The 26,995-nt window shown below is 70.1% G+C and carries 24 protein-coding genes and 1 pseudogene; 15 read left to right on the top strand and 10 right to left on the bottom strand.

Going from position 1 to position 26,995, the window contains the following annotated elements; translation table 11 throughout:
- A partial coding sequence (locus ACFOGJ_RS25250; RefSeq protein ID WP_379905880.1) for an AraC family transcriptional regulator occupies nucleotides 1-578 on the top strand: 578 nt, incomplete at its 5' end.
- Here ACFOGJ_RS25250 and ACFOGJ_RS25255 read toward each other — a convergent pair.
- Entirely contained in the window at nucleotides 575-1,606 is a 1,032-nt protein-coding gene (locus ACFOGJ_RS25255) for an NAD-dependent epimerase/dehydratase family protein (RefSeq protein ID WP_379905881.1), read from the bottom strand. The two genes, ACFOGJ_RS25250 and ACFOGJ_RS25255, sit on opposite strands and share 4 nt — an antisense overlap.
- Before the next feature lie 140 nt (nucleotides 1,607-1,746).
- Here ACFOGJ_RS25255 and ACFOGJ_RS25260 point away from each other — a divergent pair, with 140 nt between their 5' ends.
- The 3 genes from ACFOGJ_RS25260 to ACFOGJ_RS25270 all read left to right on the top strand — a co-directional run bounded on the left by ACFOGJ_RS25260 (nucleotide 1,747) and on the right by ACFOGJ_RS25270 (nucleotide 3,440).
- Complete coding sequence (locus tag ACFOGJ_RS25260) at nucleotides 1,747-2,652, top strand: LysR family transcriptional regulator (protein WP_379905883.1); 906 nt, start codon at nucleotides 1,747-1,749, stop codon at nucleotides 2,650-2,652.
- A gap of 75 nt (nucleotides 2,653-2,727) precedes the next feature.
- The gene (locus tag ACFOGJ_RS25265; protein WP_379905885.1) at nucleotides 2,728-2,952 is read left to right on the top strand and encodes a Nif11-like leader peptide family natural product precursor; all 225 of its coding nucleotides are present in this window, start codon (nucleotides 2,728-2,730) and stop codon (nucleotides 2,950-2,952) included.
- A 287-nt stretch (nucleotides 2,953-3,239) separates the two neighbouring features.
- Nucleotides 3,240-3,440: a Nif11-like leader peptide family natural product precursor gene (locus ACFOGJ_RS25270; protein ID WP_379905887.1), complete on the top strand. Its 201-nt coding sequence runs from the start codon at nucleotides 3,240-3,242 to the stop codon at nucleotides 3,438-3,440.
- Nucleotides 3,441-3,468: 28 nt separating this feature from the next.
- Here ACFOGJ_RS25270 and ACFOGJ_RS25275 read toward each other — a convergent pair whose 3' ends face one another.
- Nucleotides 3,469-4,407 (bottom strand): LysR family transcriptional regulator, encoded by a 939-nt coding sequence (locus ACFOGJ_RS25275; RefSeq protein WP_379905889.1) that lies wholly within the window; start codon nucleotides 4,405-4,407, stop codon nucleotides 3,469-3,471.
- A gap of 105 nt (nucleotides 4,408-4,512) precedes the next feature.
- Here ACFOGJ_RS25275 and ACFOGJ_RS25280 point away from each other — a divergent pair, with 105 nt between their 5' ends.
- The 5 genes from ACFOGJ_RS25280 to ACFOGJ_RS25300 are packed head-to-tail and all read left to right on the top strand — an operon-like array spanning nucleotide 4,513 to nucleotide 12,006.
- Nucleotides 4,513-6,609, top strand: a complete 2,097-nt coding sequence (locus tag ACFOGJ_RS25280; protein ID WP_379905892.1) for a hydantoinase/oxoprolinase family protein — start codon at nucleotides 4,513-4,515, stop codon at nucleotides 6,607-6,609.
- A 25-nt stretch (nucleotides 6,610-6,634) separates the two neighbouring features.
- Nucleotides 6,635-8,941 carry a hydantoinase B/oxoprolinase family protein gene (locus tag ACFOGJ_RS25285; protein ID WP_379905894.1) on the top strand — a complete coding sequence of 769 codons (2,307 nt, stop codon included), beginning with the start codon at nucleotides 6,635-6,637 and terminating at the stop codon, nucleotides 8,939-8,941.
- Between the two features lie 53 nt (nucleotides 8,942-8,994).
- The gene (locus ACFOGJ_RS25290) at nucleotides 8,995-10,074 is read left to right on the top strand and encodes a C4-dicarboxylate TRAP transporter substrate-binding protein (RefSeq protein ID WP_379905896.1); all 1,080 of its coding nucleotides are present in this window, start codon (nucleotides 8,995-8,997) and stop codon (nucleotides 10,072-10,074) included.
- Nucleotides 10,075-10,111: 37 nt separating this feature from the next.
- A complete protein-coding gene (locus ACFOGJ_RS25295) occupies nucleotides 10,112-10,705 on the top strand; it encodes a TRAP transporter small permease subunit (protein ID WP_379905898.1) in 594 nt (197 codons plus the stop codon).
- Complete coding sequence (locus tag ACFOGJ_RS25300; protein WP_379905900.1) at nucleotides 10,702-12,006, top strand: TRAP transporter large permease; 1,305 nt, start codon at nucleotides 10,702-10,704, stop codon at nucleotides 12,004-12,006. The genes ACFOGJ_RS25295 and ACFOGJ_RS25300 overlap by 4 nt, the downstream gene beginning before the upstream one ends.
- Nucleotides 12,007-12,014: 8 nt before the next feature.
- On the opposite strand, the gene ACFOGJ_RS25305 is transcribed toward ACFOGJ_RS25300, so the two are convergent.
- Nucleotides 12,015-12,506 carry a DUF3429 domain-containing protein gene (locus tag ACFOGJ_RS25305; RefSeq protein WP_379905902.1) on the bottom strand — a complete coding sequence of 164 codons (492 nt, stop codon included), beginning with the start codon at nucleotides 12,504-12,506 and terminating at the stop codon, nucleotides 12,015-12,017.
- A gap of 88 nt (nucleotides 12,507-12,594) precedes the next feature.
- On the opposite strand from ACFOGJ_RS25305, the gene ACFOGJ_RS25310 reads away from it, so the two are divergent.
- The 3 genes from ACFOGJ_RS25310 (at nucleotide 12,595) to groL (ending at nucleotide 15,631) form a co-directional block, all read left to right on the top strand.
- Nucleotides 12,595-13,347: an SDR family oxidoreductase gene (locus ACFOGJ_RS25310; protein WP_379905904.1), complete on the top strand. Its 753-nt coding sequence runs from the start codon at nucleotides 12,595-12,597 to the stop codon at nucleotides 13,345-13,347.
- Nucleotides 13,348-13,667: 320 nt separating this feature from the next.
- A complete protein-coding gene (locus tag ACFOGJ_RS25315; protein WP_379905906.1) occupies nucleotides 13,668-13,982 on the top strand; it encodes a co-chaperone GroES in 315 nt (104 codons plus the stop codon).
- A 17-nt stretch (nucleotides 13,983-13,999) separates the two neighbouring features.
- The gene (gene groL / locus ACFOGJ_RS25320; protein ID WP_379905908.1) at nucleotides 14,000-15,631 is read left to right on the top strand and encodes a chaperonin GroEL; all 1,632 of its coding nucleotides are present in this window, start codon (nucleotides 14,000-14,002) and stop codon (nucleotides 15,629-15,631) included.
- 63 nt (nucleotides 15,632-15,694) lie between these two features.
- Here groL and ACFOGJ_RS25325 read toward each other — a convergent pair whose 3' ends face one another.
- The 4 genes from ACFOGJ_RS25325 to ACFOGJ_RS25340 all read right to left on the bottom strand — a co-directional run bounded on the left by ACFOGJ_RS25325 (nucleotide 15,695) and on the right by ACFOGJ_RS25340 (nucleotide 22,206).
- Entirely contained in the window at nucleotides 15,695-17,152 is a 1,458-nt protein-coding gene (locus ACFOGJ_RS25325) for an amidase (protein ID WP_379905910.1), read from the bottom strand.
- A 118-nt stretch (nucleotides 17,153-17,270) separates the two neighbouring features.
- Entirely contained in the window at nucleotides 17,271-19,460 is a 2,190-nt protein-coding gene (locus ACFOGJ_RS25330; RefSeq protein WP_379905912.1) for a CHASE domain-containing protein, read from the bottom strand.
- A 165-nt stretch (nucleotides 19,461-19,625) separates the two neighbouring features.
- The gene (locus ACFOGJ_RS25335; RefSeq protein WP_379905914.1) at nucleotides 19,626-21,533 is read right to left on the bottom strand and encodes a CHASE2 domain-containing protein; all 1,908 of its coding nucleotides are present in this window, start codon (nucleotides 21,531-21,533) and stop codon (nucleotides 19,626-19,628) included.
- 31 nt (nucleotides 21,534-21,564) lie between these two features.
- Nucleotides 21,565-22,206 carry a FecR domain-containing protein gene (locus ACFOGJ_RS25340; RefSeq protein ID WP_379905916.1) on the bottom strand — a complete coding sequence of 214 codons (642 nt, stop codon included), beginning with the start codon at nucleotides 22,204-22,206 and terminating at the stop codon, nucleotides 21,565-21,567.
- A 239-nt stretch (nucleotides 22,207-22,445) separates the two neighbouring features.
- Between ACFOGJ_RS25340 and ACFOGJ_RS25345 the strand changes: the two are divergent.
- From ACFOGJ_RS25345 to ACFOGJ_RS25355, 3 genes and pseudogenes are all read left to right on the top strand, one after another.
- Nucleotides 22,446-23,006, top strand: a pseudogene (locus ACFOGJ_RS25345) (cache domain-containing protein); the annotation flags it as partial.
- A 366-nt stretch (nucleotides 23,007-23,372) separates the two neighbouring features.
- Nucleotides 23,373-23,846, top strand: coding sequence for a methyl-accepting chemotaxis protein (locus ACFOGJ_RS25350; protein ID WP_379906233.1), 474 nt, complete (start codon nucleotides 23,373-23,375; stop codon nucleotides 23,844-23,846).
- Nucleotides 23,843-24,307, top strand: coding sequence for a PilZ domain-containing protein (locus tag ACFOGJ_RS25355; RefSeq protein WP_379905918.1), 465 nt, complete (start codon nucleotides 23,843-23,845; stop codon nucleotides 24,305-24,307). Before ACFOGJ_RS25350 ends, ACFOGJ_RS25355 begins: the two co-directional genes overlap by 4 nt.
- Before the next feature lie 66 nt (nucleotides 24,308-24,373).
- On the opposite strand, the gene speE is transcribed toward ACFOGJ_RS25355, so the two are convergent.
- From speE to glk, 3 genes are all read right to left on the bottom strand, one after another.
- Nucleotides 24,374-25,246, bottom strand: coding sequence for a polyamine aminopropyltransferase (gene speE, locus ACFOGJ_RS25360; RefSeq protein WP_379905921.1), 873 nt, complete (start codon nucleotides 25,244-25,246; stop codon nucleotides 24,374-24,376).
- Complete coding sequence (speD, locus tag ACFOGJ_RS25365) at nucleotides 25,243-25,737, bottom strand: adenosylmethionine decarboxylase (protein WP_379905923.1); 495 nt, start codon at nucleotides 25,735-25,737, stop codon at nucleotides 25,243-25,245. The genes speE and speD overlap by 4 nt, the downstream gene beginning before the upstream one ends.
- A 114-nt stretch (nucleotides 25,738-25,851) precedes the next feature.
- Nucleotides 25,852-26,883 (bottom strand): glucokinase, encoded by a 1,032-nt coding sequence (gene glk, locus ACFOGJ_RS25370; RefSeq protein WP_379905925.1) that lies wholly within the window; start codon nucleotides 26,881-26,883, stop codon nucleotides 25,852-25,854.
- Nucleotides 26,884-26,995: the final 112 nt, after the last annotated feature.

Below are 26,995 nucleotides of genomic sequence, written 5' to 3' on the forward strand. Positions count from 1 at the left end.
GCATCCTCTATCTGGATCCCTGGGCGGTGGCCGAGGCTTTGGGGCAGGGGGCGCTGCCCTTCGTGGCGGATGCCGTGGCCTGCCACCCTGCGCTGCAGGCCGCGGTCGCGGTGGCGTTCGAGGATCCCGACCTGCCGCTGGAGCCGCTGGCCCGCGACCGGGTGGTGCTGGCCGTGGCGGACGGGCTGGCCGCCGCCGCAAGCATCCGCGCGCCGCTGCCCCGGGTGCCGGACCGGCCGGCGGTGCAGCGGGCCCGCGACTGCCTGGATGCGAATCTGGCCGCCGGCATCGACAGCCGGACCCTGGAGCGGGCCAGCGGCCTCAGCCGCTTCGCCCTGGCCCGGCATTTCCGCGCCTGCCTGGGCACCAGCCCGCACCGCTACCTGGTGCAGCGCCGGCTGGAGCTCGTCCGCCGCCTGGCGGCCGAGGGCATGGGCCTGGCCGCGGCGGCGGTGGAGGCGGGCTTTGCGGACCAGAGCCACATGACCCGGCATTTCCGCCGCAGCTATGGCATCGCGCCGGGCCGCTGGCTGGCGCTGGCCCGCGCCTCCGCCGCGTCCGGGACGGTGCGGATCTAGGACGCCGCCGCCACGGCCAGGCGCTGCGGACTCTCGACGGCCGGGTCCTGCACCGCCGGCAGGCAGCCGAGTGCCGCCAGGGTGCTGCCGACCGCCTCGTCCAGCGGCGTATGCGGCTCGCCGCCGAGGGTGCAGACCAGGCGGGTATTGTTCAGCCGCACCGGCCGTTCCCACAGATAGCGCACCTCGCTCAGCTCCCGCGCCAGCGGCATCACCGGCGCGGCCAGGGCGATCGCCCGCCAGGGCAGGCAGCGCACCGGCAGGTCGGGTTGCGCCGCGGCCCGGCGCACCGCCTCGACCATCTGCCGGCCGTCCGCATCCCAGTGCCCGTGCATGTGGAACCGGGCGAAGCGGGGCAGGACGTCCGGCAGGTCGAGCAGGCGGGCGGCCGTCTCCGCGACGTCCGGCAGATAGGCCCATTGATGGCCGATGCCCTCGCAGCCCGGCTGGACCACCCGCCGCAGCGGGCGGCCGGGCCGGACCATCGCCTGCGAGAACCAGCTGCTGCCGGCGCCCGGGCCGAAATAGTCGCCGGCGCGGAGCACCAGCGCGGTAATCGCGCCGTCGGCACTGGCCGCGGCCAGGCGTGCCTCCATCGCGGCACGGATGCGGCCCTTCCGGGTCACCGGGTTCTGCGGCGACTCCTCCGTCGGGGCGGGAAGGACATCGGGCCCGTAGTTGTAGACGGTGCCGGGCAGCAGGATGCGGGCACCGCTGCCGGAAGCCGCGCCGATGCTGTTCTCCAGCATCGGCAGCACCAGCCGGCCCCAGTTGCGGTAGCCGGGCGGGTTCACCGCATGGACGATCAGCTCTGCGCCAGCGGCGGCCGCCGCTACGTCGCCGGCCGACATGGCGTCGCCGTGCCGCCAGTCGTAGTGTCGCGCGACGCCGGTCCGCGCCGTCGCCGGGCGCGCCGGATTGCGGTACAGCGCCCGGATCGTCCAGCCCCTTCCCGCCAGCGCGGCGGCGATCGCACCGCCGACGCCCCCTGTCGCCCCCAGGACCAGTGCAGTCCGCTGCTCCGACATGACAGCCTCCATCGCTTGTCTCGACAGGATCGAGAATGGGGCTGTCCCGGCCTGAACGGAATTGAGGATATTCGTGCATCTGCTCAACGGAAATGTTGGTACCCTGCTGTACCGGCGATGACGACGGAACGGTAGATGGGATGAACAGGCGCGACCTGGACTGGGATCTCTATCGCACCTTCCTGGCCGTCCTGCGGGCGGGCTCGCTGTCCGCCGCGGCACGCGACCTGGATATCGCCCAGCCCACTGTAGCCCGCCACATCGAGAGCCTGGAGGCAGCCCTGGGCCTGCAGCTTTTCGTGCGCTCGCCGCGCGGCCTGCTGCCGTCGGAAACGGCACTGGAGCTGCGCCCCTACGCCGAGGGCCTGGCCGCCACCGCGGCGGCGCTGTTGCGGACGGCATCGGGACAGGGCGGGGAGGTGCGCGGCACGGTGCGGGTCAGTGCCAGCGAGATCGTCGGGGTGGAGGTGCTGCCGCCGATCCTGGCCGACCTGCACCGCCGCCATCCGGCGCTGGTGATCGAGCTGGCGCTTTCCAACACGGTGGAGGACCTGCTGCGCAGGGAGGCCGACATCGCCGTCCGCATGGTGGAGCCGGCGCAAGGTGCGCTGGTCGCGCGCAAGGTCGGCCGCATCCCGCTGGGCCTGCATGCCCGGGAGGATTATCTGCAGCGGCGCGGCATGCCGGCCAGTCTGGACGATCTGGCGCAGCACAGCCTGATCGGCTTCGACCGGCCGACCCCGGCGATCCGCAGCCTGGTGCGCGAGGTACCCGGCTTTGACCGGGTGCGCTTCGCGCTGCGGGCCGACAGCGACCTGGCGCAGCTGGCGGCGATCCGGGCCGGCTTCGGCATCGGCGCCTGCCAGTTGCCGCTGGCGGCCCGCGACCCGCAGTTGCGGCCGGTCCTGCCGGATGTCTTCGCCCTGGAGCTGGGGGTCTGGGTCGTCTGCCATGAGAATCTGCGGGCGACGCCGCGCTGCGCCGCCGTTTTCGACGGGCTGGTCGCGGGCCTGGCCACCTACGTCCGGAACAGGGGGGACCTTTAACCGGCCGTTTAATACCTTGTTAACCGAAGCGGTCCGAAATGTCGGGGGTCGGCATGACGGTCAGCGGGACATGCGATGAACCACGACGCGGTGGAGCAGTTCGCCAGGGATCTGCGGACAGACGGCGCCCTGGCGGCCGAGGTCAAGCGACAGGCGAGCCTCGATGCGGTGCTGGAAGTGGCGCGGCGGCATGGTTTCGACATCACCACCGCTTCGGTGGTCGAGTATATCTGCCGTCTGGCCGGCGGCCCGGTCCCGACCGGCATGCCGGAGGAAAGCGACCTCCTGCTCCACCACTGAAGGCCGGATCTTCAACCGCTGCGGGACCACCAGCAGGCCTGCGACCAGGACTGCCGGCGGAGATCTTTGCCGGCGGCCAATGGCAGGCGAAGCCAGGCTGCGGCGCGGCGGCCTGGCGCGGTTCGTCGTCTTCCTGATCCTGGCGCTGATGCTCTGGTTCGGCTTCCTGCGTCATGTCTTCTGAACCGGCAGGCCCGGTATGCCGCATGCAATGCAGACAACCGGAGCCGGCTGCTTCGCCCGTCTGTCCCGGACTGGCACGGCCGGCGCGGCTGGGGCAGGCAGGAATGAGCCAGAACGACATGCAGCGCTTCGCACGGGACCTTCGGTCCTGTGAGGCACTGGCGGCGGAAGTCCGGCGCCAGGCCGATCTCGAGACGGTGGTCGGGACCGCGCAGGCGCGGGGCTACAGGATCACCGTGGAAGACATCGTGGACTTCATCTACGCGAAGCTGGGCGAGACGGCACCCTGCGACCGCCCGGCCTGAGGATGGCCCGAGGCGTGCGACGCCGGCATCAGCCGGACGAGGCGCTGGCCCCCTGCGGCTGCGCAGCGGCGGGGGCCGGGCGCGGCCCGGCGATCTCCGCCAGCAGGTGCTGCAGGGCAATGGCCGCAGGCGACAGCGCCTGAGCGCGCAGGCTGGCCAGGACCCAGCTGACCTGGAAGCCGGCGATGCGGGCGGCCGCGACGCCGGTGCCGGCGAATTCACCGGTCAGTGCCGCGCGGCTCAGCACCGTGTAGCCCATGCCCCGGCAGACCAGGGGCACCACCAGCCGGGTATTGGTCTCGATCACCACGTTGGGGCGCACGCCATGGGCGCGGGCGACCTGGTCGACCAGCGCGCGCAGGGAGTTCGGCCGGGCGGTCAGGATCAGCGGCAGGTCGGCCAGCCGCTCCGGCGTCACATGGCCGTCCGCCAGGGCTGTCGCCCCGGGCGGGCCGATCAGATAGACATCCTCCGTCAGCAGCGGCTGGCGGCGCAGCTCCCGGCCCGGTTCGATAGCGGAGATCGCGGCGAACTCGATGCGCCGGGCCAGCAGGTCGTCGCGCAGCGCCCGGCTGGTGCCCTCCATCACCTCCGGCACCACGGCGGGATAGTCGTCGCGGAAGCGCTGCAGGGCGGGGACGGTGAGGGCCATGCCCAGGGAGGGGGGCATGCCGAAGGCCAGCCGGCCCTCCGGCCGGTCGCTGCGGGCCGAGACCGCCTCGCGCAGGTCGCGGGCATCGTCCAGGATCCGTTCCGCACGCTCCTTGAAGAGTTCCCCCGCCGGGGTCAGGGAGACCCCGCGTGAATGCCGCTCCAGCAGGCGGCTGCCCAGCGCCGCCTCCAGGTCGCCGATCTTCCGGCTGAGTGCCGGCTGCGCGATGCCCAGCTCCATGGCCGCGCGGCTCATGCTGCCGGCATCCGCCACGGCCAGGAACTGCCGCCAGAGCCTGAGATCGTCGACTGCCATAACAAAATCAATATAGCAGCGATAGCTGAACTGCCTCTACAGGCATGGCCAAGCCTACGCTAGGCTTCATCCCAACGAGAACGAAGTTGGGAGGAATGCCGGTCCATGTCGGGCTACCTGGTCGGAATCGATATCGGCGGCACGTTCACCGACTGTGCCGTCGTCGCCGCGGATGGCACGGTCATCACCGCCAAGGCGGCCTCCACGCCGCCGGACTTTTCCCAGGGCGTGGTCGCCGTGCTGGGTGCCGCGGCGCAGCGCCTGGGCCTCTCGGTGGAGGATTTCTGCGCGCGGATCCGGCTGATCAGCCATGGCACCACCACCGGCACCAATACCCTGATCCAGCGCCGCGGGGCGAAGGTCGGCCTGCTGACCACCCGCGGCCACGAGGATGTCATCCACATCATGCGCGGCAGCCGCGGCTATTCGGGGCGCGACATCCGCAAGGTGGTGCATTTCCCGGAAGGGGCGAAGCCGCAGCCGATCGTGCCGAAGCGCCTGATCGAAGGGGTGCCGGAGCGCATCGACAGCCTGGGCAACGTGGTGGTGCCGTTCAACGAGGCGGAGGCGAAGGCCGCGCTGGAACGGCTGCTGGCACAGGGTGTGGAGGCGGTCGCGATCTGCTTCCTCTGGTCGTTCAAGAATGCCGAACATGAGCGCCGCATGAAGGCGATCGTGCAGGCGCGCGCGCCGGAGCTGTTCGTCACCGCCTCCTCCGACCTGGTGCCGAAATGGGGCGAGTACGAGCGCACCACCGCCTCGGTCCTGAACGCCTATATCGGCCCGCTGACCAGCGCCTATCTGGCGAATATCGACCAGAGCCTGACCGGCATGGGCTATGCCCATCCACTGCAGATTACCTCCTGTGCCGGCGGCGCGGTGTCGGTGGCCACGGGCATCGAGGCGCCGCTGCTGACCCTGGATTCCGGGCCCGTGGCCGGTGTCACCGGCTCCGCCTTCCTGGGCGGACTGATGGGGCACAGCAACATCATCACCACCGACATGGGCGGCACCTCGTTCGACGTCGGCATCATCCATGACGGCGAGGCGGCGACCAGCCACATCTCCACGGTCAACCAGTACCAGTACTTCCTGCCCAAGGTGGACATCCAGACCGTCGGCGCCGGCGGCGGCAGCCTGGCGGTGCATGACCCGGTCACCGGCACCCTGCGCGTCGGGCCGGAGAGCGCAGGCGCGAAGCCGGGCCCGGTCTGCTATGGCCGCGGCGGCACGCAGCCGACGGTGACCGACGCCGACCTGCTGCTGGGCTATTTCGATGCCGAGAACTTCGCCGGCGGCGCGATGAGCCTGGACCGCGACGGCGCGGAGAAGGCGGTCGCCGACCTGGCCGGCAAGCTGGGCCTGTCCACCATCGAATGCGCCGCCGGGATCGCGCGCATCGTGGAATTCAACATGGCCGACCTGATCCGCCGCGCCACCATCGAGAAGGGGCACGACCCGCGCGACTTTGTGCTCTACGCCTTCGGCGGCGCCGGGCCGGTGCATGCCGGCGTCTTCGCCGCTGAGCTGGGGGTGGAGCGGGTGATCGTGCCGCAGAAGAAGACCGCCTCGGTCTGGTGCGCCTTCGGCGCGGCGGCCGCCGATATCCTGCATGTCTACGAGCAGGTCGAGGTGATGGAGAGCCCGTTCGACCCCGCCGCCATGTCGAAGGTGCTGGCGGCGCTGGGCGAACGCGGCATGGCGCAGCTGCAGGCGGAGGGCGCGACCGAGCCGGCGCTGGCCTTCTCCATCGACCTGCGGCATCGCGGCCAGATCAATGAGGTGGAGGTGCCGGTCGCCGGCGCCAGCCTGACCGGGGGCGACCTGCAGCCGCTGGCGGAGGCATTCTACGAGAAGTACGAGCGGCTCTACGGCCGCGGCTCCTCCTTCCGGGGCGCGAAGCTGGAGGCGGTGACCTTCCGGGTGCGGGCGACCGCGCCGCTGCCGCGGCCGGTCCTGCCGCGGACCGAGGCGGCGCCGCCGGAACCGCCGGAGGCGGCGCGGCGCCGCCCCCGCAAGGTCTACTGGAGCGCGAGCAAGGATTTCGTCGAGACGCCGGTCTTCGACGGCGAGCAGCTGCTGCACGGCCACAGGGTCGCCGGCCCGGCGATCGTGGAGACCACCGACACCACGGTGGTCATCCATCCCGGCCAGAGCCTGGGGGTCGACGCCCTGGGCAATTTCGATCTCACCCTGCGCTGAGCGGCGGAACTGGGAGGATATGGCGATGAAGGTCCTGGACGCACTGGCCAACGGCGTGGTGTTCGACGGGGTGGCCAAGCCCTATGTGCCGCCGGCGCAGCTGAACGTATCGCCGAAGCTGAAACTGCAGTCGGCGCATGACGAGGAGATCGATCCCGTCACCTACGAGGTGATCCGCCATTCGCTGTGGAGCATCAACGAGGAGCATGGCTCCACGATCATGCGGATCTCCGGTTCGCCGGTTGCGATCTACGCGATCGACCTGAACCCCTCGATCCTCACCGAGGATGCGGAGTTCGTCTATTTCGGCCCCTACATGCAGTACATGTCCGGGGTCACCGACACCCAGGTGAAATGGATCCTGGAGAACCGCTCCGACAATCCGGGCATTGCCGACGGCGACATGTTCCTGGCCAACGATCCCTGGGTCGGCGCGGCGCACCAGATGGACGTGATGCTGATCTGCCCGGTCTTCGTCGAGGGCGAGCTGTTCTGCTGGGTGACCAACTGCCTGCACCAGTACGATGTCGGCGGTATCACGCCGTCATCCTTCTGTCCGTCGGCCCGCGACGCCTATGACGAGGGCATCCTGATCCCGCCGGTGAAGATCGTCGAGGGCGGCGAGATCCGCAAGGATATCGAGGCGATGTACCTGCGCGCCTCCCGCAAGCCGGACGTGGTGGCGCTGGACTTCCGCGCGCAGCTGGCGGGCAATACCACGGCGAAGGCGCGGGTGCTGAAGCTGGTGGAGCGCTATGGCGCCCGCACCGTGAAGTCGGTGATGAAGAGGGTAATCGCCAATGGCGAAAAGGCCTTTCTGTCCAAGATGGACAAGATCCCGGACGGCACCTGGACCGAGCGCGCCTATGTGGAATGCGCGCATGAGGGCGACCGCAAGCACTACCCGGTGCGGATCACCCTGCACAAGGAAGGCCGCCACCTGACCTTCGAGAACGAGGGGACGGCACCGCAGATCGGCGCCATGAACTGCACCTATTCCGGCTGGCGCGGTTCCATCATGGTGGTGCTGAACCAGATCATGTGCTGGGAGCAGTACTTCGCGATCGGCGGCGCGCTGCGGCATGTCACCTTCAATCCCACCATGGGGACGATGAACTGCGCCGACTTCCCGGCCTCGGTCTCCACCGCGCCGATCCAGGCGATGGAGATGTCGCTCTACCCGGTCTACAACGTGCTGTCGAAGATGATCTATCCGGTGCCGGAGCTGCGCGGCGACATCGTCTGCATGAGCGGCACCAGCCAGTGGCCGGGCACCCTGTTCCAGGGCACCGACCTGCGGGGGGAGAAGTTCGGCTATGGCCTGATCGACCCGATCGGCGGCGCGATCGGCGCCTTCGCCGTCGGCGACGGGGTGTCGACCGGCGGCCAGTCGCGCACGCCGATCTCCAAGCTGCCGAACGTGGAACATACCGAGCAGCAGTTCCCGATCCTCTACCTCTACCGCAAGGAGCTGCCGGATTCCGGAGGCGCCGGCCGCTTCCGCGGCGGCCAGGGGGCGGAAAGCTGCTTCACCGTGCACAACACCGACCGGATCATGCATGACTCCATCTGCTCCGGTGCGGCGATCCCGTCCTCCCTGGGGCTGATGGGCGGCCATCCGGCCGGCCCCAATGGCTACCGCTACCGGGTGGAGACCAATGTCCGCCAGCTGTTCGCCGAGGGGCGGATCCCCCGCGACGTGGCAGAGGTGACCGGGACGGAACGGCCGATCGGCCTGCGCGAGCACGGCTTCCCGCAGACCGGCAACGACGTCTATGCCGTGTCCTGGTGCGGCGGCGGCGGCTTCGGCGATCCGCTGGACCGGGACGTGGAGCGGGTGCAGTCCGACCTGGACGGGGCCTTCATCAGCATCGAGGGCGCGGAACGGATCTACGGCGCCGTCGTGGATCCGGCCAGCGGGCAGGTCGACGCGGCCGCCACCGAAGCGCGTCGGACGGAGCTGAAGGCACGGCGCCTGGACGCCTTCCCCGACCGCAAGCCGGTGCGCCGCGACGGCAGCCCGGTGATGGAGATCAGCCCCTACCTGGCGGTGCATCGCGATGCGGACGGCAGCTACCATGCCTGCGCCGGCTGCGGCACGGCGCTGGGTCCGGTGGGGGAGAACTGGAAGCTGCATGCCCTGGCCGAGGACCGGCCGGTGCAGGACAGCAACCCGCTGATCGGCGACCCGCATCGCTATATCGATGCCGCGGTCACCTTCCGCCGCTTCCTCTGCCCCGGCTGCGGCGCGCAGCTGGATGCAGAGATCGCGGTGGGCGAGGATCCGCCGCTGCATGACATCGATCTGGCGATCAGGGAGGCCGCCGAGTAGTCTTCTTGCCAAGAACCTGTGGCCGAAAACGATAATCCGAGGGAGGAAGGCCGATGATCCAGTATGCAAAGAGGTTCGTTCTGCCCGCCACCATGGCGGCGGGCATCCTGGCCGGGGCGATGGCGCCGGCCGCCGCGCAGGACGTGGAGCGGTTCACCGTGACGGCGGGCCATCCGCCGGTCTTTTCCTGGGTGCGGCTGATCGACGAATATGTGATCCCGGAAACCGACAAGCGGCTGGAAGCCGCCGGCAATCCGGTGAAGATCGACTGGACCACCGCCTATGGCGGCACCCTGGCCAAGATCGGCGCCGAGAGCGATGCGATCCGCTCCGGCGTGTCCGACATGGGCATCGTCGCCTTCATCTTCGAGGCGGCGAAGTTCCCGCTGGAGCAGGTCACCCTGTTCGCCCCCTTCGCGACCGACGATATCCGCAAGATCGGCACGGCGATCGAACAGGTGCGTGGGCAGACCCCGGCGATGCAGGAGGCCTGGAAGCAGGCCAATGCGGAATGCCTGGGCGCGGCGGCGATCGACACCTACCAGCTGGTGACGAAGTTCCCCGTCTCCTCCATCGACGACCTGGAGGGCAAGAAGATCCTGGCGCCCGGACCGGCCGCGAACTGGATCAAGGGCACCGGCGCGATCGGCGTCGCCGGCAACCTGACCACCTACTACAACGATCTGAAGACGGGCGTGGCCGATGGCGTGATCGTTTCCGCCGCGCCGGCCTTCGCGATCAAGCTGCACGAGGTCGCGCCCCACGTCACCAAGGTGAATATCGGCGCCCAGTCGACCGGCTGCCTGGCGATCAGCGCAGACCGGCTGGCCGCGCTGCCGCCGGAGGCACAGAAGATCATCCGCGAGGTCGGTGCCGGCTATACCGAGAAGTTCGCCGAGGTGCAGATGGCGACCGCCGAGGCCGCCATGGAGGGGATGAAGGCCGGTGGCGCCACGATCTCCGAACTGTCGCCGGAGGAACGTGCCCGCTGGGCCAACGCCCTGCCGCCGATCGGCAAGGAATGGGCGGAGGAGATGGCTTCCCGCGGCCTGCCGGGCCAGGAGGTGATGGCGGCCTATATCGACGCCCTGGAGGCCCAGGGGGTGGAGATGCCGCGCGACTGGTCGAAGTGAGGCCGGCCCCAGGGCCGGTCGCGGCGACCGCCGCGCCTTGACCGCCGATCCGCAGTCGGCTGACCGGCGGCCACCAGGCGGCGCCCCGGGTGTCGGGGCCGCCGCCTACGGCCGGCCGCAGCCGTTCCGCTTCGACCGCATCGGCGCAGGCCTGAACGCGCTGGGCACGGTCTGGATCTTCGGGCTGCTGGTGCTGGTCGACGCGGATATCGTCGGCCGCGAACTGTTCGGCGCGCCGGTGCGGGGCGCGATCGAGATCGTCGGCCTGTCGATCGTCGGCATCGTCTTCCTGCAGCTGCCGAACGCCCTCTGGGCCGGCCGCTTCACCAAGGCGGAGCTGCTGATCGACGCCCTGGGCCTGCGCCGGCCGCGACTGGGGGCGGCCGTGCAGGGCATCCTGCATCTGTTCGGCGCGCTGGCCCTGACCCTGGTCACCGTCGCGGTCTGGCCGGAATTCCTCCGCGCCTGGCAGATCGGCGACTATGTCGGCGCCATCGCCGATTTCACAGCGCCGACCTGGCCGGTGCGCCTGGTCATGGTCATCGGCTCCGCCCTGACCGCGATCACCTTCCTGCTTCTGGCCTACAGCGATTTCCGCGCCGCCATCGGCGCGCGCCGGAGTGACCGATGAGTCCGGTCGAGATCGGCGCCTGGTCGCTGCTGGTGATGGTGCTGCTGGTGGTGTCCGGCCTGCACATCGCAGTGGCGCTGATCCTGCTGTCGCTGGTCGGGATCTGGCTGATGCGCGGCAATTTCGACATCGGCCTCAGCCTGCTGGGCCAGGCGATGAACGATTCCATAGCCGGGCAGGAATTCGGCGTGGTGCCGCTGTTCGTGCTGATGGGCCTGCTGGTCGGCGTGGCGGGCCTGGGCAAGGACATGTTCGACCTGGCCGACCGCGGCCTGCGGCGGGTGCGGGGCGGGGTCGGTATCGCCACCGTCTTCGCCAATGCCGGCTTTGCCGCGACCACCGGCATCTCCATCGCTTCGGCCGCGGTGTTCGCCCGCATCTCTGTGCCCGAGATGCTGCGCTTCGGCTATAACCCGCGTTTCGCCGTCGGCGTGGTCGCCGGGTCCTCCGTCCTGGGCATGCTGATCCCGCCCAGCCTGCTGATGATCCTCTACGCCTTCCTGGCGGAGCAGTCGGTCGGTGCCATGTTCCTGTCCGGCGTCCTGCCCGGCATCCTGCTGACCCTGGTGTTCTGCGCCGGCATCGTCACCATGGCGCGGCTGCGGCCCGCCAGCATCGGCGGCATGGACCGCGATGCGCCCGGCGGCCTGCGGCGCAGCGATGCCGGCCGGATGGTGCCGATCGTGGCCCTGGTGGCGCTGGTGCTGGGCGGCATCTATGGCGGGCTGTTCACCGCGACGGAGGCCGGTGCGGTCGGCGCCACCGGCGCGCTGGCGATCGCCCTGCAGCGCCGGCAGCTGGACCTGGCCGGCTTCTGGCGGGTGCTGATCGAGACCGGGCATATCACCGTGTCGGTGCTGTTCCTGATCATCTCCGCCAATTTCTATTCGCGCATGCTGGCGCTGTCGGGCCTGCCGCAGTCGATCGTGCAGGCGATCACGGAAGCCGACCTGGGCATCGCCGGCTTTGTCGCCCTGTTCATCCTGCTGGTGCTGGTGCTGGGCTTCATCATCGACTCTGCCTCGATACTGCTGATCACCGTGCCGCTGATGCTGCCGGTGGCGCAGGCGCTGGGCATCGACCTGGTCTGGCTGGGCGTCATCACCATAATCGCGGTGGAAATCGGCCTGCTGACCCCGCCCTTCGGCCTGGCCGCCTATGTGGTGAAGTCCAGCGTCGACGATTCCCGCATCACCCTGGTCGACGTCTTCGCCGGCGCGGCGCCCTTCGCGCTGATGATGCTGGTCACCCTGCTGATCATCATCGCCTTCCCCTGGCTGGCGACGGCTTTGGTGTACTGAGGTGGTGATCAGCCGGCGATCGCCAGGACTGCGAGGCAGAGGCTGGCGGTGACGGCCCCGCTCAGCGGCCAGCGCAGTCGCGGATACCAGTCCGGCGCGGCGCCCGCTCGTGCGGCGCGGTGGTCGGCCAGCGCCATGGCGATGAAGCCGGCGGCCAGCAGCAAGAGGCCGGGCACCGGCGCCAGCAGCAGCGCGGCCCAGCCGAGCAGAGACGGCAGGACGGCAGGGCCAAGGCGGGACCAGAGCGGGCGACCGGCCTGCAGCGCCAGGCCCCAGTGGATGCCACCCAGGAAGGACAGGATCACGGCGCCATAGCCGGCGATCGCCTGCTGCGCGACCGGCCGCAGGTCCGGCGGCGCCAGGAACAGGGCGGCGGCCAGGGCCAGGAAGGGCAGGGCACCGGCCAGTCCCAGCCACAGCGCTGCGGCGGGGACCCGCGCCGTGCCGGAGGCCGCGTTGCCCGCCGTCGTCCCGGCCGGTGCCGTCTCGCTGATTGCCATCCGTCGGTCCTTCCGCAATCCGATCCGCTTCTGCCCGGTCTACGTATCCCCGGCATGCGCGGATCAGGCTTCAGGAAGGGCGGACGGCATGGGCGATACCGTTCTCGGCAGTTTCGGCGAAGGTCTGAACGTCGCCGTCGTCGGCGCGACCGGCGGCATCGGCGGCGCCTTTCTGGCGCGGCTGCGCGACCTGCCGGCCGTCGCGCAGCTGCATGCCCTGTCGCGACGGCCGGTGCCGGATGGTGCAGCCGATGCCTGGCACCGGCTGGACCTGGAGCGGGAGGACAGCATCGAGGCGGCCGCGCAGGCGCTGCGGGCATCGGCGGGCGAGCTGCATCTGGTGATCGTCGCCACCGGCGTCCTGCATGACGCGGCGGGCCTGCATCCAGAGAAGAGCTGGCGCCATCTGACCGCAGAGGGACTGGCGCAGGCCTTCCGGATCAACGCGATCGGCCCGGCGCTGCTGGCCCGTCACCTGCTGCCCCTGCTGGCGCGTGACCGCAAGGCGGCCTTTGCCGCCCTGTCCGCCCGGGTCGGCAGCATCGCCGACAACCGTCTGGGCGGCTGGTACGGCTATCGCGCCTCCAAGGCGGCCCTGAACCAGACAATCCGCTGCCTGGCGATCGAGCTGGCCCGCCGCAGCGACCGGGCACTCTGCGTCGCCCTGCATCCGGGCACCGTCGACACCCCGCTTTCCGCCCCTTTCCAGCGCAATGTGCCGGCGGCGCAGCTGTCCGCACCGGCCGAGGCGGCGGGGCGGCTGCTGGCCGTGCTGGACGGGCTGCAGCCGGCCGACAGCGGCGGCCTGTTCGCCTGGGACGCATCGCGCATCCCCTATTGAAAAGGCACTTGCGCGGATCGCGGAAGCGGCCAAATATCTGCCCCGTGACGGCGGCGCAGATGCCGCCCGTCTCTCTTCGACAACCGCACGCGGACGCCCCCGGCGCCTGCGTCGCCGACTACCCGCGCGGTGCCTGCATGGCGGCCGACGGGTTTCTGTTGTCGCTTTTTAACCTCCTGAAAAATATAGCGAAATTCGGTTCCCGCGGATCTTGATCGCGGGCCCGGCTGCGCCTATCTCCGCTGCGGTTGGCACTCCCGACCTGAGAGTGCCAAGGATCGGAAATTCGCTTCACAGCAAGGGATTTCGGAGGAACAGAGATGACGTTCCGACCACTGCATGACCGCGTTCTCGTCCGTCGCATCGAAGAGGATGAGCGTTCCGCCGGCGGGATCATCATCCCCGACACGGCGAAGGAGAAGCCCAGCCAGGGTGAGGTGATCGCCACCGGCCCCGGTGCCCGCAACGAGGCCGGGGAACTGGTCGCGCCCGACGTGAAGCCGGGCGACCGGGTGCTGTTCGGCAAATGGTCCGGCACCGAGGTGAAGATCGACGGCGAGGAACTCCTGATCATGAAGGAGTCCGACATCATGGGCGTCATCGTTGACGCCCCGGCGGTCGCCAGGGCCGCCTGACGGGAGGAAGAGACACCATGTCCGCCAAGGAAATCCGCTTTTCCGGCGATGCCCGCGCCCGCATGCTGCGCGGCGTCGACATCCTCGCCGATGCGGTGAAGGTCACCCTGGGCCCGAAGGGCCGCAATGTGGTGATCGAGAAGAGCTTCGGCGCGCCGCGCACCACCAAGGACGGCGTCAGCGTCGCCAAGGAGATCGAGCTCGCCGACCGGTTCGAGAACATGGGCGCGCAGATGGTGCGCGAGGTGGCCTCGAAGACCAACGACAGCGCCGGCGACGGCACCACCACCGCCACCGTGCTGGCGCAGGCCATCGTCCGCGAGGGCTGCAAGGCCGATGCCGCCGGCATGAACCCGATGGACCTGAAGCGCGGCATCGACATTGCCGTCTCGGCCGTGGTCGAGGAGCTGAAGAAGCGGTCGAAGAAGGTCACCACCAATGCCGAGATCGCGCAGGTGGGCACCATCTCCGCCAATGGCGACCGCACGATCGGCGACATGCTGGCCAAGGCCATGGACAAGGTCGGCCATGAAGGCGTGATCACGATCGAGGAGGCGAAGAGCCTGGAGACCGAGCTGGATGTCGTGGAAGGCATGCAGTTCGACCGTGGCTACCTGTCGCCGTACTTCATCACCGACGCCGAGAAGCTGAAGGTCGAGTTCGAGGACCCCTACATCCTGCTGCACGAGAAGAAGCTGTCGGGCCTGCAGGCCCTGCTGCCGCTGCTGGAAAAGGTGGTGCAGTCGGGCCGGCCGCTGCTGATCGTGGCGGAGGATGTCGAGGGCGAGGCGCTGGCCACCCTGGTGGTCAACAAGCTGCGCGGCGGCCTGAAGGTCGCGGCGGTGAAGGCGCCGGGCTTCGGCGACCGCCGCAAGGCGATGCTGGAGGATATGGCGATCCTGACCGGCGGCCAGGTCGTCTCCGAAGACCTGGGCATCAAGCTGGAGAATGTCGGCATCGACATGCTGGGCCGCGCCAAGAAGGTGGTGATCGAGAAGGAGAACACCACCATCGTCAGCGGCGCCGGCAAGAAGGCCGATATCGAGGCGCGCTGCAGCCAGATCCGCCGCCAGATCGAGGAGACCACCTCCGACTATGACCGGGAGAAGCTGCAGGAGCGGCTGGCGAAGCTGGCCGGCGGCGTGGCGGTGATCAAGGTCGGCGGCGCCACCGAGGTCGAGGTGAAGGAGCGCAAGGACCGGGTCGACGACGCCATGCATGCCACCCGCGCCGCGGTGGAGGAAGGCGTGCTGCCCGGCGGCGGTGCCGCTCTGCTGCATGCCTCCCGGGTGCTGGACGGGCTGAAGCCCGCGAACCACGACCAGAAGGCGGGCATCGACATCGTCCGCCGGGCGCTGCAGGTGCCGGTGCGTCAGATTGCCCAGAACGCCGGCGTGGATGGCGCCGTGGTGGCCGGCAAGCTGGCAGAGAGCAGCGACCCGAACTGGGGCTACAACGCCCAGGACGGCGTCTATGGCGACATGGTGAAGGCCGGCATCATCGACCCGACCAAGGTCGTGCGCACCGCCCTGCAGGACGCGGCCTCAGTCGCCGGCCTGCTGATCACCACCGAGGCGATGGTGGCGGACAAGCCGCAGAAGAAGGCCGCGCCGTCGATGCCGTCGGGCATGGACGACATGGACTTCTGAGGCGGCGATCCCCGGAAGTTGGGCGAGGGGCGCGGCCGACGGCCGCGCCCCTTTTCCTTGTGCTCAGGCGTCGGGCAGCGGCGGCAGCGGGAAGGGATGCGCCGCCTCGAAGGCGCGGGCGGTGCGCAGCACGAGCCCGTCGGCATAGCGGTCGCCGACGATCTGCAGGCCGATCGGCATGCCGTCCCCGTCGCGGCCGCAGGGGATGCTGGCGGCCGGGTTGCCGGTCAGGTTGAAGGGCGGGGTGAAGGGGTTCCAGTCGGTCCAGCGCTGCATCCCGCTGCCCGGCGGCACGTCATGGCCGGCGGCGAAGGCGGTGAGCGGCATGGTCGGGGTCAGCAGGATGTCGATCTCCTGGAACAGCGCATTGATCCGCTGGCCCATCGCTATCCGGTCCTGCATCGCCGCGAGATAGGCCGGCAGGTCGACCGCAAGGCCGCGTTCCGCCATCGCGATATAGCCGGGATCGGCCAGGCGCTTCTGCTCTTCGGTCAGGGTCCGGTAGCGCTGCGTCTTGCCGGCGCCGGCCAGGGTTTCGTAGAGCGGCCGGGCCTCCAGGTGCAGGTCGACGGGGCGCATCTCCGCGCCCAGTTCGGCGAAGGCGGCGACCGCCTGGGCGAAGGCGGTGGCGACGGCGGAGGCGACAGGGCCGCAGCCCAGGTCGGGGCTGAAGCCGATCCGCATGCCCTCGACGCCGCCATTCAGGCCGTCCAGCAGGTCGGCGGGATCGGTGTCCGGCAAAGCGAGCCAGTCCCGCGGGTCGCGCCGGGCCATCGCCGCCAGCATCAGCGCGGCATCCTCCACGCAGCGGGCCATCGGTCCGACATGGCTCAGGGTGCCGATCGCGCTCGGCGGATAGTAGGGCACGCGGCCATGGCTGGGCTTGAGGCCGAAGATTCCGGTGAAGCTGGCAGGGATCCGGATCGAGCCGCCGCCATCGCCGCCCAGCGCCAGGGTGCCCATGCCCAGTGCCACCGACGCGGCGGCACCGCCGGAGGAGCCACCGGGTGTGCGGGCCGGGTCCCAGGGATTGCGGGTCACGCCGCAGAGCGGACTGTCGGTGACCCCCTTCCAGCCGAACTCGCAGGTCGTCGTCTTGCCGACGAAGACCGCTCCCGCGTCACGCAGGGCGGATACGGCGGGCGCATCCTCGTCCCAGGGGCCCGCCGGGTCGGTGATGCGCGAGCCCATCAGGGTCGGATGGCCGCGCATCAGGGTCAGGTCCTTGATCGTAGCCGGCACGCCGTCGATCGGGCTGAGCGGGCGGCCCTGGCGCCAGCGCGCCTCCGCTGCGCGTGCCCGGTCGAGTGCCTCGTCCGGCAACAGCAGGGCAAAGGCGTTGACCGTAGTGTCGCAGCGGTCGATCCGGTCGAGCACCGCCCGTACCGCCTCGACCGGCGACAGGGCGCCGCCGGCATAGAGCCGGGCCAGGCTGGCGGCCGGGAGCAGGCAGGAATCCGTGCTGTCGGCGCCGGTATCGTCTGGTTCGGGGCCCTGCGCGTAGGGGGACTTTGCAGACATGCCTCATCCTGCGTGCAGTCCGGACGTCATGGCAACAGCCGGTCCCGAGAGCCGGTTTCCGGCGCCCAATTCCTGGTGGCGGTGTCCGGCATGCCGGTGCGGCCACAGCCTTGTCCCCCTAGCCCTGGTCGAGGAGGTCGCGGATCGCGGTTGCCAGTTCGTCGAAGCGGTAGGGCTTCCGGAGCAGGCGCAGGGGGGGCGCGCCCGGCAGCCGGATCGGTGCCGCGGTCCGCGCCTGGCCGGAGGTGAAGAGAACGGGCAGTCCGGGACGCAGCTGCCGGGCTGCCTTCGCCATCTGGCGGCCGTCCAGCCCGCCCGGTATCACAAGGTCGGTGAACAGCAGCGCAATCCCGTCATCCGCCTGCAGGACGGCCAGCGCCTCTGAGCCTGTGGCCACTGCGGTGACGGCATAGCCGAGTTCCTGCAGCCGGCCGGCGGCATAGTCGCGCACCATGCCGTCATCCTCCACCAGCAGGATGGTTCCCGAGCCTGCGGGGATCGGCTCCGGCCGGTGCGGCAGGGCGGGCGCGTCCGCCGTCTCTGCGGAGCGGGGCAGGCAGAGGGTCACCGTGGTGCCCGCGCCCGGCGCGGAGTCGATGCTGGCATGACCGCCGGACTGCTTGGCGAAGCCGAACACCATGCTCAGGCCCAGGCCGCTGCCCTGACCGACCGGCTTGGTGGTGAAGAAGGGATCGAAGGCGCGCGCCAGCGTCTCCGCGTTCATGCCGGTGCCGGAATCGGCGACGGCGATCGTCACATAGTCGCCCAGGCGCTGGTCGGGCAGCCCGCCATTGCCGTCCGGGCCGCGTTCCAGGTGCAGGTTCCGGCAGGTGATCTGCAGCTTTCCGCCGTCGGGCATGGCGTCGCGGGCGTTGATGCACAGGTTCAGGATCGCGCTTTCCAGCTGCGCCGGGTCGACCAGCACGGGCCAGAGATCCGCCGCCATCACCATCTCCACTTCGACGCCGGCGCCCAGGGTCCGCTGCAGCAGGCCCTCCATCTCGCGCAGCAGCGCCGTAACGTCCGTCGGCCGCGGCAGCAGCGCCTGGCGGCGGGCGATGGCCAGCAGCCGGGCGGTCAGGTCGGCGCCGCGCTGGGCGGCATGCAGGATCATCTCCGTCAGGCGCCGTGTGCGGTCGTCGCCAGTGCGCCGGGCCAGCAGGGCCTCGGCATTGCCGATCACCACCGTCAGCAGGTTGTTGAAGTCATGCGCGATCCCGCCGGTGAGCTGGCCGATCGTCTCCATCTTCTGCGCCTGCTGCAGCTTCAGTTCGGCGGCATGCATCGCCTGCGCCGATCGCCGCCGCTCCTCCAGCATCCGCAGGGAGAGAAGGACGACCAGGAAGAGGACGAAGCTGATGGCGAAGCCGGCGCCGGCGACCGCCGGTGCTTCGGAACCGGCGGCGGCCCGGCGCTCGAATTCGGGGGTCGCAGCGAACAGCACGGTCCAGTGGCGGCCGGCTATGTCAAGGTCGCGGCGCGCGTTGCGCCCGGCCAGGGTACCCGGCCCGTGGTCCCGGTACAGCAGGTTGCCGGCTGTTGGATCCGGCCCGTCATGCAGCTCGAAGGCAACCAGGGCGCCGCCCTCCTGGATGATGCCCTGCATCAGTTCCGAGGCCCGGAACGGCGCATAGACATAGCCGACAAGGGTGCGCCGCCTTTCCTCCAGGGTGCCGGGGTCGCGGCCGCCGGAATAGACCGGCAGGTACATCAGGAAGCCGGGCTGGCTGTCGTTGTCGATCTCCTGGACAAGCTGGACGATGCCGGAGAGCGCGGCATCGCCGCTGTCGCGTGCATGCTCCATCGCGGCCCGGCGAACCGGTTCGGAGAACATGTCGAAGCCGAGGGCGGTGCGGTTCCGCTCGTCCATGGGTTCCAGATAGACGATCGCCGCATAGGTGTCCCGCCGGCCTTCGGGATGCAGCCTGTAGCCGGCGACGCCGGTGGCACGCATCTGCGCCTCATGGGCGGGAAGATCGGCTGCCGCCAGCACCTGGGCATAGCCGAGCCCCTGGACGCCGGGAAAGTCGTTCTGCACCTGCAGGATGTCCAGATAGGTCCGGAATTCGTCGCGCGAGACATGATCGGAGGCGAAGAACAGCCCGGCCGCGCCGCGCAGCATCAGCTCGTAGGCGCGAAGCCTGCCGACGATCGCCGCCGCCTTCGTGTCGACCGCCAGGCGGAATTCCAGCCCGGCGCGATCCTCGACTGCGCCGTCGGCGATCCGCCAGGCCAGCCATGTGGCCAGCAAGCCCAGGAGGAGGATCGCAACGGGCAGCAGCTTCAGATATTGCCCCTCCGCTTTCACACCTCCCCCTCCTTCCGGCGCTTCTCCGGCTGCTTCGCCAGCGGCGTCGCCGAACCCTGTCTTTTTGAATGCCGCCTGACCGGCAGGACGATACTCGGCAAGGTTGAGCCGGGCGGATTGCCAACCGGTTAACCGTCCGGCCGGGGCCGGCGGCGCCGTCTCCGGTCAGCGGCCGGAGGGATCGGGATCGCGGCGGACCCAGACCTCCGTCGCCTGCCGGCGGCCGCGGATGGACACTTCGGTCAGGCGGGTGAAATGCGGTGGCGTCACGCCGTCGGCCAGGGCGGCGGCGTCGATCGCCTGGCGGGTGGCGACGAAGGCTTCGCCGTGCTGCTTCGCCACTTCCTGCAGCCGCGCGGCGACATTGACGGTATCGCCGGTGACGGTGAAATGACCGTGCCGGCGGCCCCCCAGCACCGCCATGCCGACGGGGCCGTAGTGGACGCTGACCCGCAGCGGCGAAGGACGGCCGTCGTCCGTGACCGGATAGGACGGCGCATGATCGTCCAGCAGCGCCGCGCCGCAGACCAGGGCCGCAGCCGCATCGGCGGGGGCGGGGGCAGGCAGGCCGAAGACCGCCAGCACGCCATCGCCCAGGAACTCCACGATCGCCCCGCCATGGGCGGCGACCGCGGCTTCCGCATGGGCATGGAGCCGGCCGAGGAAGATGGAGACCTGCCCCGGCGTCATGGTCTCCGCAAGCGCGGTATAGCCCGCCACGTCCAGGAACAGCACGGCGGCGTCCTGCGTGCGATCATCCATTTCGCCCGCCGGCCGGCTGGCCAGCTGGCGGGCCATCACCGGCGACAGGTAGTGCGACAGGTTGGCATGCTCGCGGCTCAGCCGGTGTGTCGTCTGAAGGTCGCTGAGATGGCGCGTGAACCCGGAGATCGCGGTTGCGAACAGGGTGGCGGCCAGGACGGCGCTGCCGTCCAGCCAGAGCAGGCCCGGCGCGAAGGCCAGCTGCATCAGGACGGCGCCGCCGAACCAGACCAGGAGGGTGGCCGCCAGCGCCGCCCAGGGGCGGCGCAGCCAGGCCGCCCGCCAGGCCAGAAGCGCCAGCAGCAGGCCCAGCAGGATCGACCAGGCGGAAGCGGCGGTGTCCCGCTGCACCAGGTTGTCGTCGATCAGGTTCCCGGCCAGGGTGGCCAGGATCTCGACACCCGGCACATCGGGCGCGAAGGGGGTCGCATAGAGGTCGCGCAGGCTTTCTGCCGTGGCGCCGACGAAGACCAGTCGGCCGGCAAAGGCCGATGGCGCCACCGCGCCGGCGAGCAGGTCGCCCAGGCTGACGGTACGGATGCTGCCCGGCGGGCCGTAATGGTTGAGGGTGACCTGGCCGTCGGCATCGGTGTCGATGCGGCGGTCGCCCAGCCGGACCGCGCTGCCGGGCAGCAGGGCCAGGGCGCTTTCGCTTTCCGCCAGGCGGACAGCGGCCAGCGACAGCGCCGGCAGGTGGCCCTCATCCGGCGCGATCGGCAAGGCGAGCGGAATCTGGCGGGCGACCCGGTCGGCGGAACGGGCGATATTGACATGCCCCAGCTCTGCCGCGCCGGCCAGTCCGGCATGGGGCAGGAAGGGATGCAGGTCCGGCCGCCGCGCGGGTCGGGCGCCGGCCACCACCGGGAAGGCGCTGCGGGCGAGGGATTGCAGCACCTCCGGCAGGGAGGTGGTACGCGCCGCCTCCGCCTCGTCGGTGGTGGCGACCGCAAGCAGGGCGCGGTCGGAGGCCGCCAGTACCCGCGCCAGCCGGGCATCGGCGGCCGTCCGGTCCAGCAGCAGCAGGTTGATCGCCACTGCCGCCGGCGCGGCCGCCTCGATCCGTTCGAGCGCCTCCGCCAGCGCCGTGCGCAGCGGCGCCATCGTGCCGATGCGGGACACGGCGGCCTCGTCGATGGCCACGATCGTTATCGCCGCCGGCGGCGCGATCGCGCCGCGGACGCGGAAGCGAAGGTCCAGAAGGCTGTTCTCGAATGCGTCGCCGACCGGGTCGAAGCTCGCCTGCCGCCAGAGGCCGAAGCCCAGCGCGAAAGCCAGGGCCAGGACCAGCGTCGCCAGGCGCGCCCGGCTCATGGCGCCCGCCGGCCGGCAGGACCCGGACCGGTCACCGCCAGGCGAATCCCAGCCGCGCGACCGCCTCGTCGATGCGCTTCGGTCCCCAGGCCTTCACCTCGCCCGGACCGCCCTCCGGGGTGATGGTCAGGCCCTCACCGGGCGACAGGCGGAACGCCTTGCCGTCGGCGGTGACGGCCACCTCTCCCTCGCGCACGAAGAAGGCGGAATCTGCGCCCGCCGCATGTTCGGCGAACCATGTGGTGGAGCGGATCGAGGCGATGGCCAGCGGCGTACGGACCCGGAACGAGGTCCAGCTGCGCTCCGGCGCGACGATGCCGATGATCCCGTCCACCAGGTCCAGGAGGACATTGCCGTCCGACCTCGGCGCGGCGGTCAGCGCGGCCAGATCGACGGTGGTGGCATAGCCGACGGTGACGACGATGCCGTCCGAGCAGGCGATCTCGATCCGGGTGTCCTGACCGGTGGAAACCTTGACGGCACCGGCCGGCAGTTCGTTCACGGTCAGCGCAACCCAGTCCGGACCCTTCGAATACCGGACGGTCGCGCCTTCGACGCGGTCGACCGTGCAGCTGCGCCCCTCGCCGGCCTGCGACGGGCCGGCGGGACAGGCAAGAAGGGCCGCGGCAATGGCGGTCGCGGTGGCGATGGCGCGGAGGCTGGTCTTGCACATGGCGGTGGCCCCGGGTCTCTCAGTCTGGTTGCAGCTTGCCCGTCGGTTCGGGCGGGACACTAGCAGCCCGGCCGATCCGGTGCATTGGCACAGTTTGGCCGATGCAGCGGATAAGACATTCCTTGATCACCCGCGGGCAGAATCGCGCCGTTCCTCAGGGGAATGGCGCGGACGGGAACCGCGCTCGCTGACTTTCCATGCGTCGCCGCGACAAGGCGGCACAATTGCGGTGACTGGCCATGTCGATCCTTGCTGCCATCCGGAATCTTTCCGTCGCGACCCGCCTGTACGCCATCGTCGGCGTCTGCCTGGCGGGCCTTTTTTTGGTCGTCGGGTTCGGGGTCGGCGATCTCTACGACACCGTCTTCGACGGGCGCAGGGCGCAGGCGCGCACCGCGGTGCTTGGCGCTGAGAGCCTCGTCGCGGCCTATGCGGAACGCGCGGCCAGGGGCGAGATGAGCAGGGAGGAGGCGCAGGAGGGGGCAAAGGCCGTGGTGCGCGCGCTTCGCTTCGGCAGCGAATATGTCTGGATCAACGACGCCCGCCGGGTGATCGTCATGCACCCGATCAAGCCGGAACTGGACGGTCGGGACATGACCGACTTCAAGGATCCCGCCGGCACCTTCATGTTCCGGGAGTGCGTGACGAAAGCCGGAGCCGGGCCAGAGGGCGGGTTCGTGAACTAAATGTGGCCGAAGCCGGGCGAGGAGGAGCCGGTCGGCAAGGTCTCCTTCGTCAAGACCTTTCCGGCGTGGGGCTGGATCATCGGCTCGGGCGTCTACACCAACGATGTGTCGGCCATGGCCTGGTCGAAGTCCATCTCCACGATCGTCAAGGCGCTGGTGGTTGTCGTGATCGCCGTCGGCCTGGCGATGCTCGTCGCGCGCGACGGGCTGGCGGAGCGGGCGCAACTGGCCCGCGAGCAGGCCGGCGAGCAGGAAGCGAAACTGCGCAAACAGGCCGAGCTTGAGCAGTTGGCGCGGGACTTCAACACGGCGGTCAGCGGCCAGCTCCGCTCCGTCGCCGCTGCCTCGACGGAGCTGGAGGCGACGGCCTCTTCCCTGCTGCAGCAAGCCGACCAGACCGGCGACCTGTCGGACCAGGTGGCCGCCTCCGCCGCCCGCGCGCGCGAGAACACCCAGACCGTCGCCTCCGCAGCGGAGGAAATGCCGGCCTCCACCGGCGAGACCGGCGCCCAGGTCGAGCGCACCACCGGCCCCACCCGGAATGCGGTGGCAGAGGCCGGCAAGGCCGAAGGGCTGGTGGCGGACCTCGCCTCCGTCGTGGTCGACGTGAACACCGTGGTCGGCTTCATCCAGGACATCGCCGAGCAGACCAACCTGCTGGCGCTGAACGCCACCATCGAGGCGGCGCGCGCCGGCGAAGCCGGCAAGGGCTTCGCCGTGGTCGCTTCCGAGGTGAAGAGCCTCGCCAACCAGACCGCCCGTGCCACCGAGGACATCCAGGCGAAGGTGGAGGCAGTGCGCAATGCCTCCGACCAGGCCGCCCGGGCGCTGTCGGCGATCGCGAAATCGGTTGCGAAGGTGGACGAGAGCTCCGGCGCCATCGCCTCCGCCGTCACGGAGCAGGGGGCGGCCACCAACGAGATCACACGCAACGTCCCGAGGCGGCCCAGATGACCGCGGAGGTGGCGGAGAGCATCGCCCAGGTGCGGGAGAGTGCCAGCACCACGAAATCCTCGTCCGGCCAGCTTCTCTCCTCCGCAGGCGAACGGTCGCAGAAGGCGGAGGAACTGCGGACCGAGGTCGCGGACTTCCTGATGGCGATGGCCCGTGCCGGCGATCGCCGCCTGCACCCCCGCTTCGATGTCGACCTGCCGGCCTCGATCCATTTGCCGGGCAGCTTCGGCGGCGCCGACATCCATGCCGAGGGCCGCACCATAAACCTCTCCCAGGGCGGACTGGCCCTGCGGATGGACGTGAAGACGGATATCGGCGCAGAAGCCGAGGTGTCGATCCGCGGCGAACGGTTGCGTGGCCGCGTGATCGAGGCCTCACGCGGCGTACTGCGCCTGCAGTTCCGCCACGACCAGGCGACCGCGGACCTGGTGGACCGCCTGATCGCGCGCCTGGCGGCCTGAGCGGCCAGCCGCCGCCGGAGGCCGCAGGGAGACGGGCTTGACAGCCTGACGCAATGCAGGCGGAGGTCAGTCGAGCGTGCCGCCGGCCACCTCCAGCGCATCCGCAATGAATCGGGGCAGGGCGAAGGCCGCCCGGTGGACCGCGGGCGTGTAGTACCGGGTATGCAAGTTCCCGGCCCGTCGCGCCAGGACCGCCGCCGGAGGCTGCAGCGCCTTGGCATCGCCGTCATGCGCCCAGCCCAGTGCCATCTGCCCGCCGAAATAGGTCGGCACCGTCACCAGGTAGCAGCCTGCGGTGGCGAACACCGACGCCAGGTTGCCCATGGCGGACCGGAACTCGGCCATCTGCAGAAAGGGCACACCGCTCTGGGTGACGACGACCCCGCCCGGCTTCAGACAGCGTTTCAGGCCGCGATAGAAATCGGCCGTGAACAGCACCGCGCCCGGCCCCTGCGGGTCGGTGGAATCCACCAGGATCACGTCGAAGCGCTGCGATGTCCGGGCCACGAAGGCGGCGCCGTCGGCGATCTCGACCTTGAACCGCGGGTCGTCGAAGATCCCTGCATTGAAATCGCCGAAATGGCTGCGCGCGAAATCGACCACCGAAGCGTCGATCTCCACCTGCAGCAGGCGTTCGACTGCGGGATGCTTCAACACTTCCTCCGCCAGCCCGCCATCGCCGCCGCCGACGATCATCACGTCCCGGACCGCGCCATGCGCCAGGATCGGCACATGGGCCATCATCTCGTGATAGGCGAACTCGTCGGCGGAGGTGACCTGTATCGCCCCGTCGAGGACCAGCACCTTGCCGAACACCCGGTTCTCGAACAGGGCGAGATGGTGGTGGCCGGTGCCGTCCTCGTACAGGATGCGGTCGGCTTTCAGCGACAGTCGGATATCGGGATGCAGAGTCTCGTCGATCCAGCGGCCGCCGCTCATGCCCCTCTCCCGCGCAGGAGTTCCTGCACGGCGATCCGTTCCGGCCGGAAGGCGCGGCGCAGCACCTCGACGCAGCGCTCCGGCTGCGCGTCGCCGCACATGAACACGTCGAGCGCGGCATAGCTGCGCTCCGGCCAGGAATGGATGGAGATATGGCTTTCCGCCAGCACCGCCACGCCGCTGACCCCGCCATTCGGCTCGAACGGGTGCAGGTGGATGTGCAGCAGGGTCGCCCCGGCCACCTCGACGCAGCTGCGCAGGGTATCCGAGATATAGTCGATATCGTCGAGGCGTTCGGCGCCGAACAGGTCGATGATCAGATGCGCGCCCGCGCAGGTGATCCCGTCCTTCTCGATGAAGTGATCGGCCGGCTCTTGGGATGGAGTCCCTCGGGACCCCGCAGAGGCATCGGCAGTCGTTTGGTCTTCCGCTTGGGCGGCATTCAGCGATACTGAGCCCATCCCCAATTGGAAGAGGGCGTCGTGAGACATCGCGTCCTCCCCAACCAGTAGATGCAGCCTGTTCAGCACAGGAACCGCCGAACCTACTGTGCGCATGCGAAAAGTCAAAGAAAGAACGTCACCGCCTTTCGTATCGCGTGTCGTTCAGGCGGTCGGCAGCCCGGTCGCGATCCGCGCCGCGCCCAGCAGGCCGGCCCGCGGCTCCAGCGCCACCCGCACGGGTATCCGCGACATCAGCCCGCGAAAGCGCCCCTTCTCCCGGAAGCCGGACAGGAAGGCACCGTCCTGCAGGGCCGGCAGGATCTGCGGCGGAATGCCGCCACCGATATAGACGCCGCCGACCGCCAGGCATTTCAGCGCCAGGTTGCCGGCCTCGGCCCCCATCAGGCGGCAGAACAGGGTCACCGCGGCGCGGCAGAGCGGGTCGCCGCCCTGAAGCGCGGCGGCGCTGATCGCGGCCGCGGGATCGTCACCGCCTGCCGCGGCGACGGGGGCGCCGGGCCCGTCGGCGGCGCCGTCGCGCAGGAAGGCATGGATGTCGACCAGCCCGGGGCCGGAGACCACGCGCTCCCAGCTGACATGGGTGCCGTGGCGGGCCTGCATGTAGCGGAGCAGCGCGATCTCCTGTTCGCTTTGGGCAGCGAAGTCGGCATGGCTGCCCTCGCAGGCGATCGGCCGGAAGCGATCCTCGTCCCAGTGCAGGATCGCCTGCCCCAGCCCGGTGCCGACGGACAGGACCGCGGCATTGCCGGATGCCGCCGCATCGGCGCCTGGATTGAGGGCCATGAATGCCGTCTCCGGCAGGAGCAACATGCCGCGTGCCGCGGCCACCAGGTCGTTGACCACCTGCACCCGCGCGGTCCCCAGCTGCGCGGCGAGGTCCCGCCTGTCCACCGCCCAGGCGATGTTCGTCCCCTGCGCACGGCCATCATCCACCGGCCCGGGAAAGGCAATGCACGCGGCATCCACGTCAGCCGCGCCATGCCGCTGCAGGAAGTCGGACAGCAGGTCGCCGAAATCCGGATGGGCGGCGTTCTCCAGCCGCTCGGCGACGACCTCCTGCGGGCTGCCCGGGGGCCCCTCGAAGATGCCGATCAGGGTCTTGGTGGCGCCGATATCCGCCGCGATGATCCGTTCCGTCACGCGCTCCGCCTTTGCCTCCGTCCGCTGACTCAAGTGCCGGCTGCCGGGCGAAGCCTAGCACGGCGCGGCGGAGCCAATCGCGCCTTCATGTGTTAGCGAAGCGGTGGGCGGCGCCGGGATCGGACCCTAGCTATAGGCGGAAGGG

The organism is Marinibaculum pumilum, from assembly GCF_042646425.1.
Lineage (GTDB): Bacteria > Pseudomonadota > Alphaproteobacteria > Ferrovibrionales > Ferrovibrionaceae > Marinibaculum > Marinibaculum pumilum.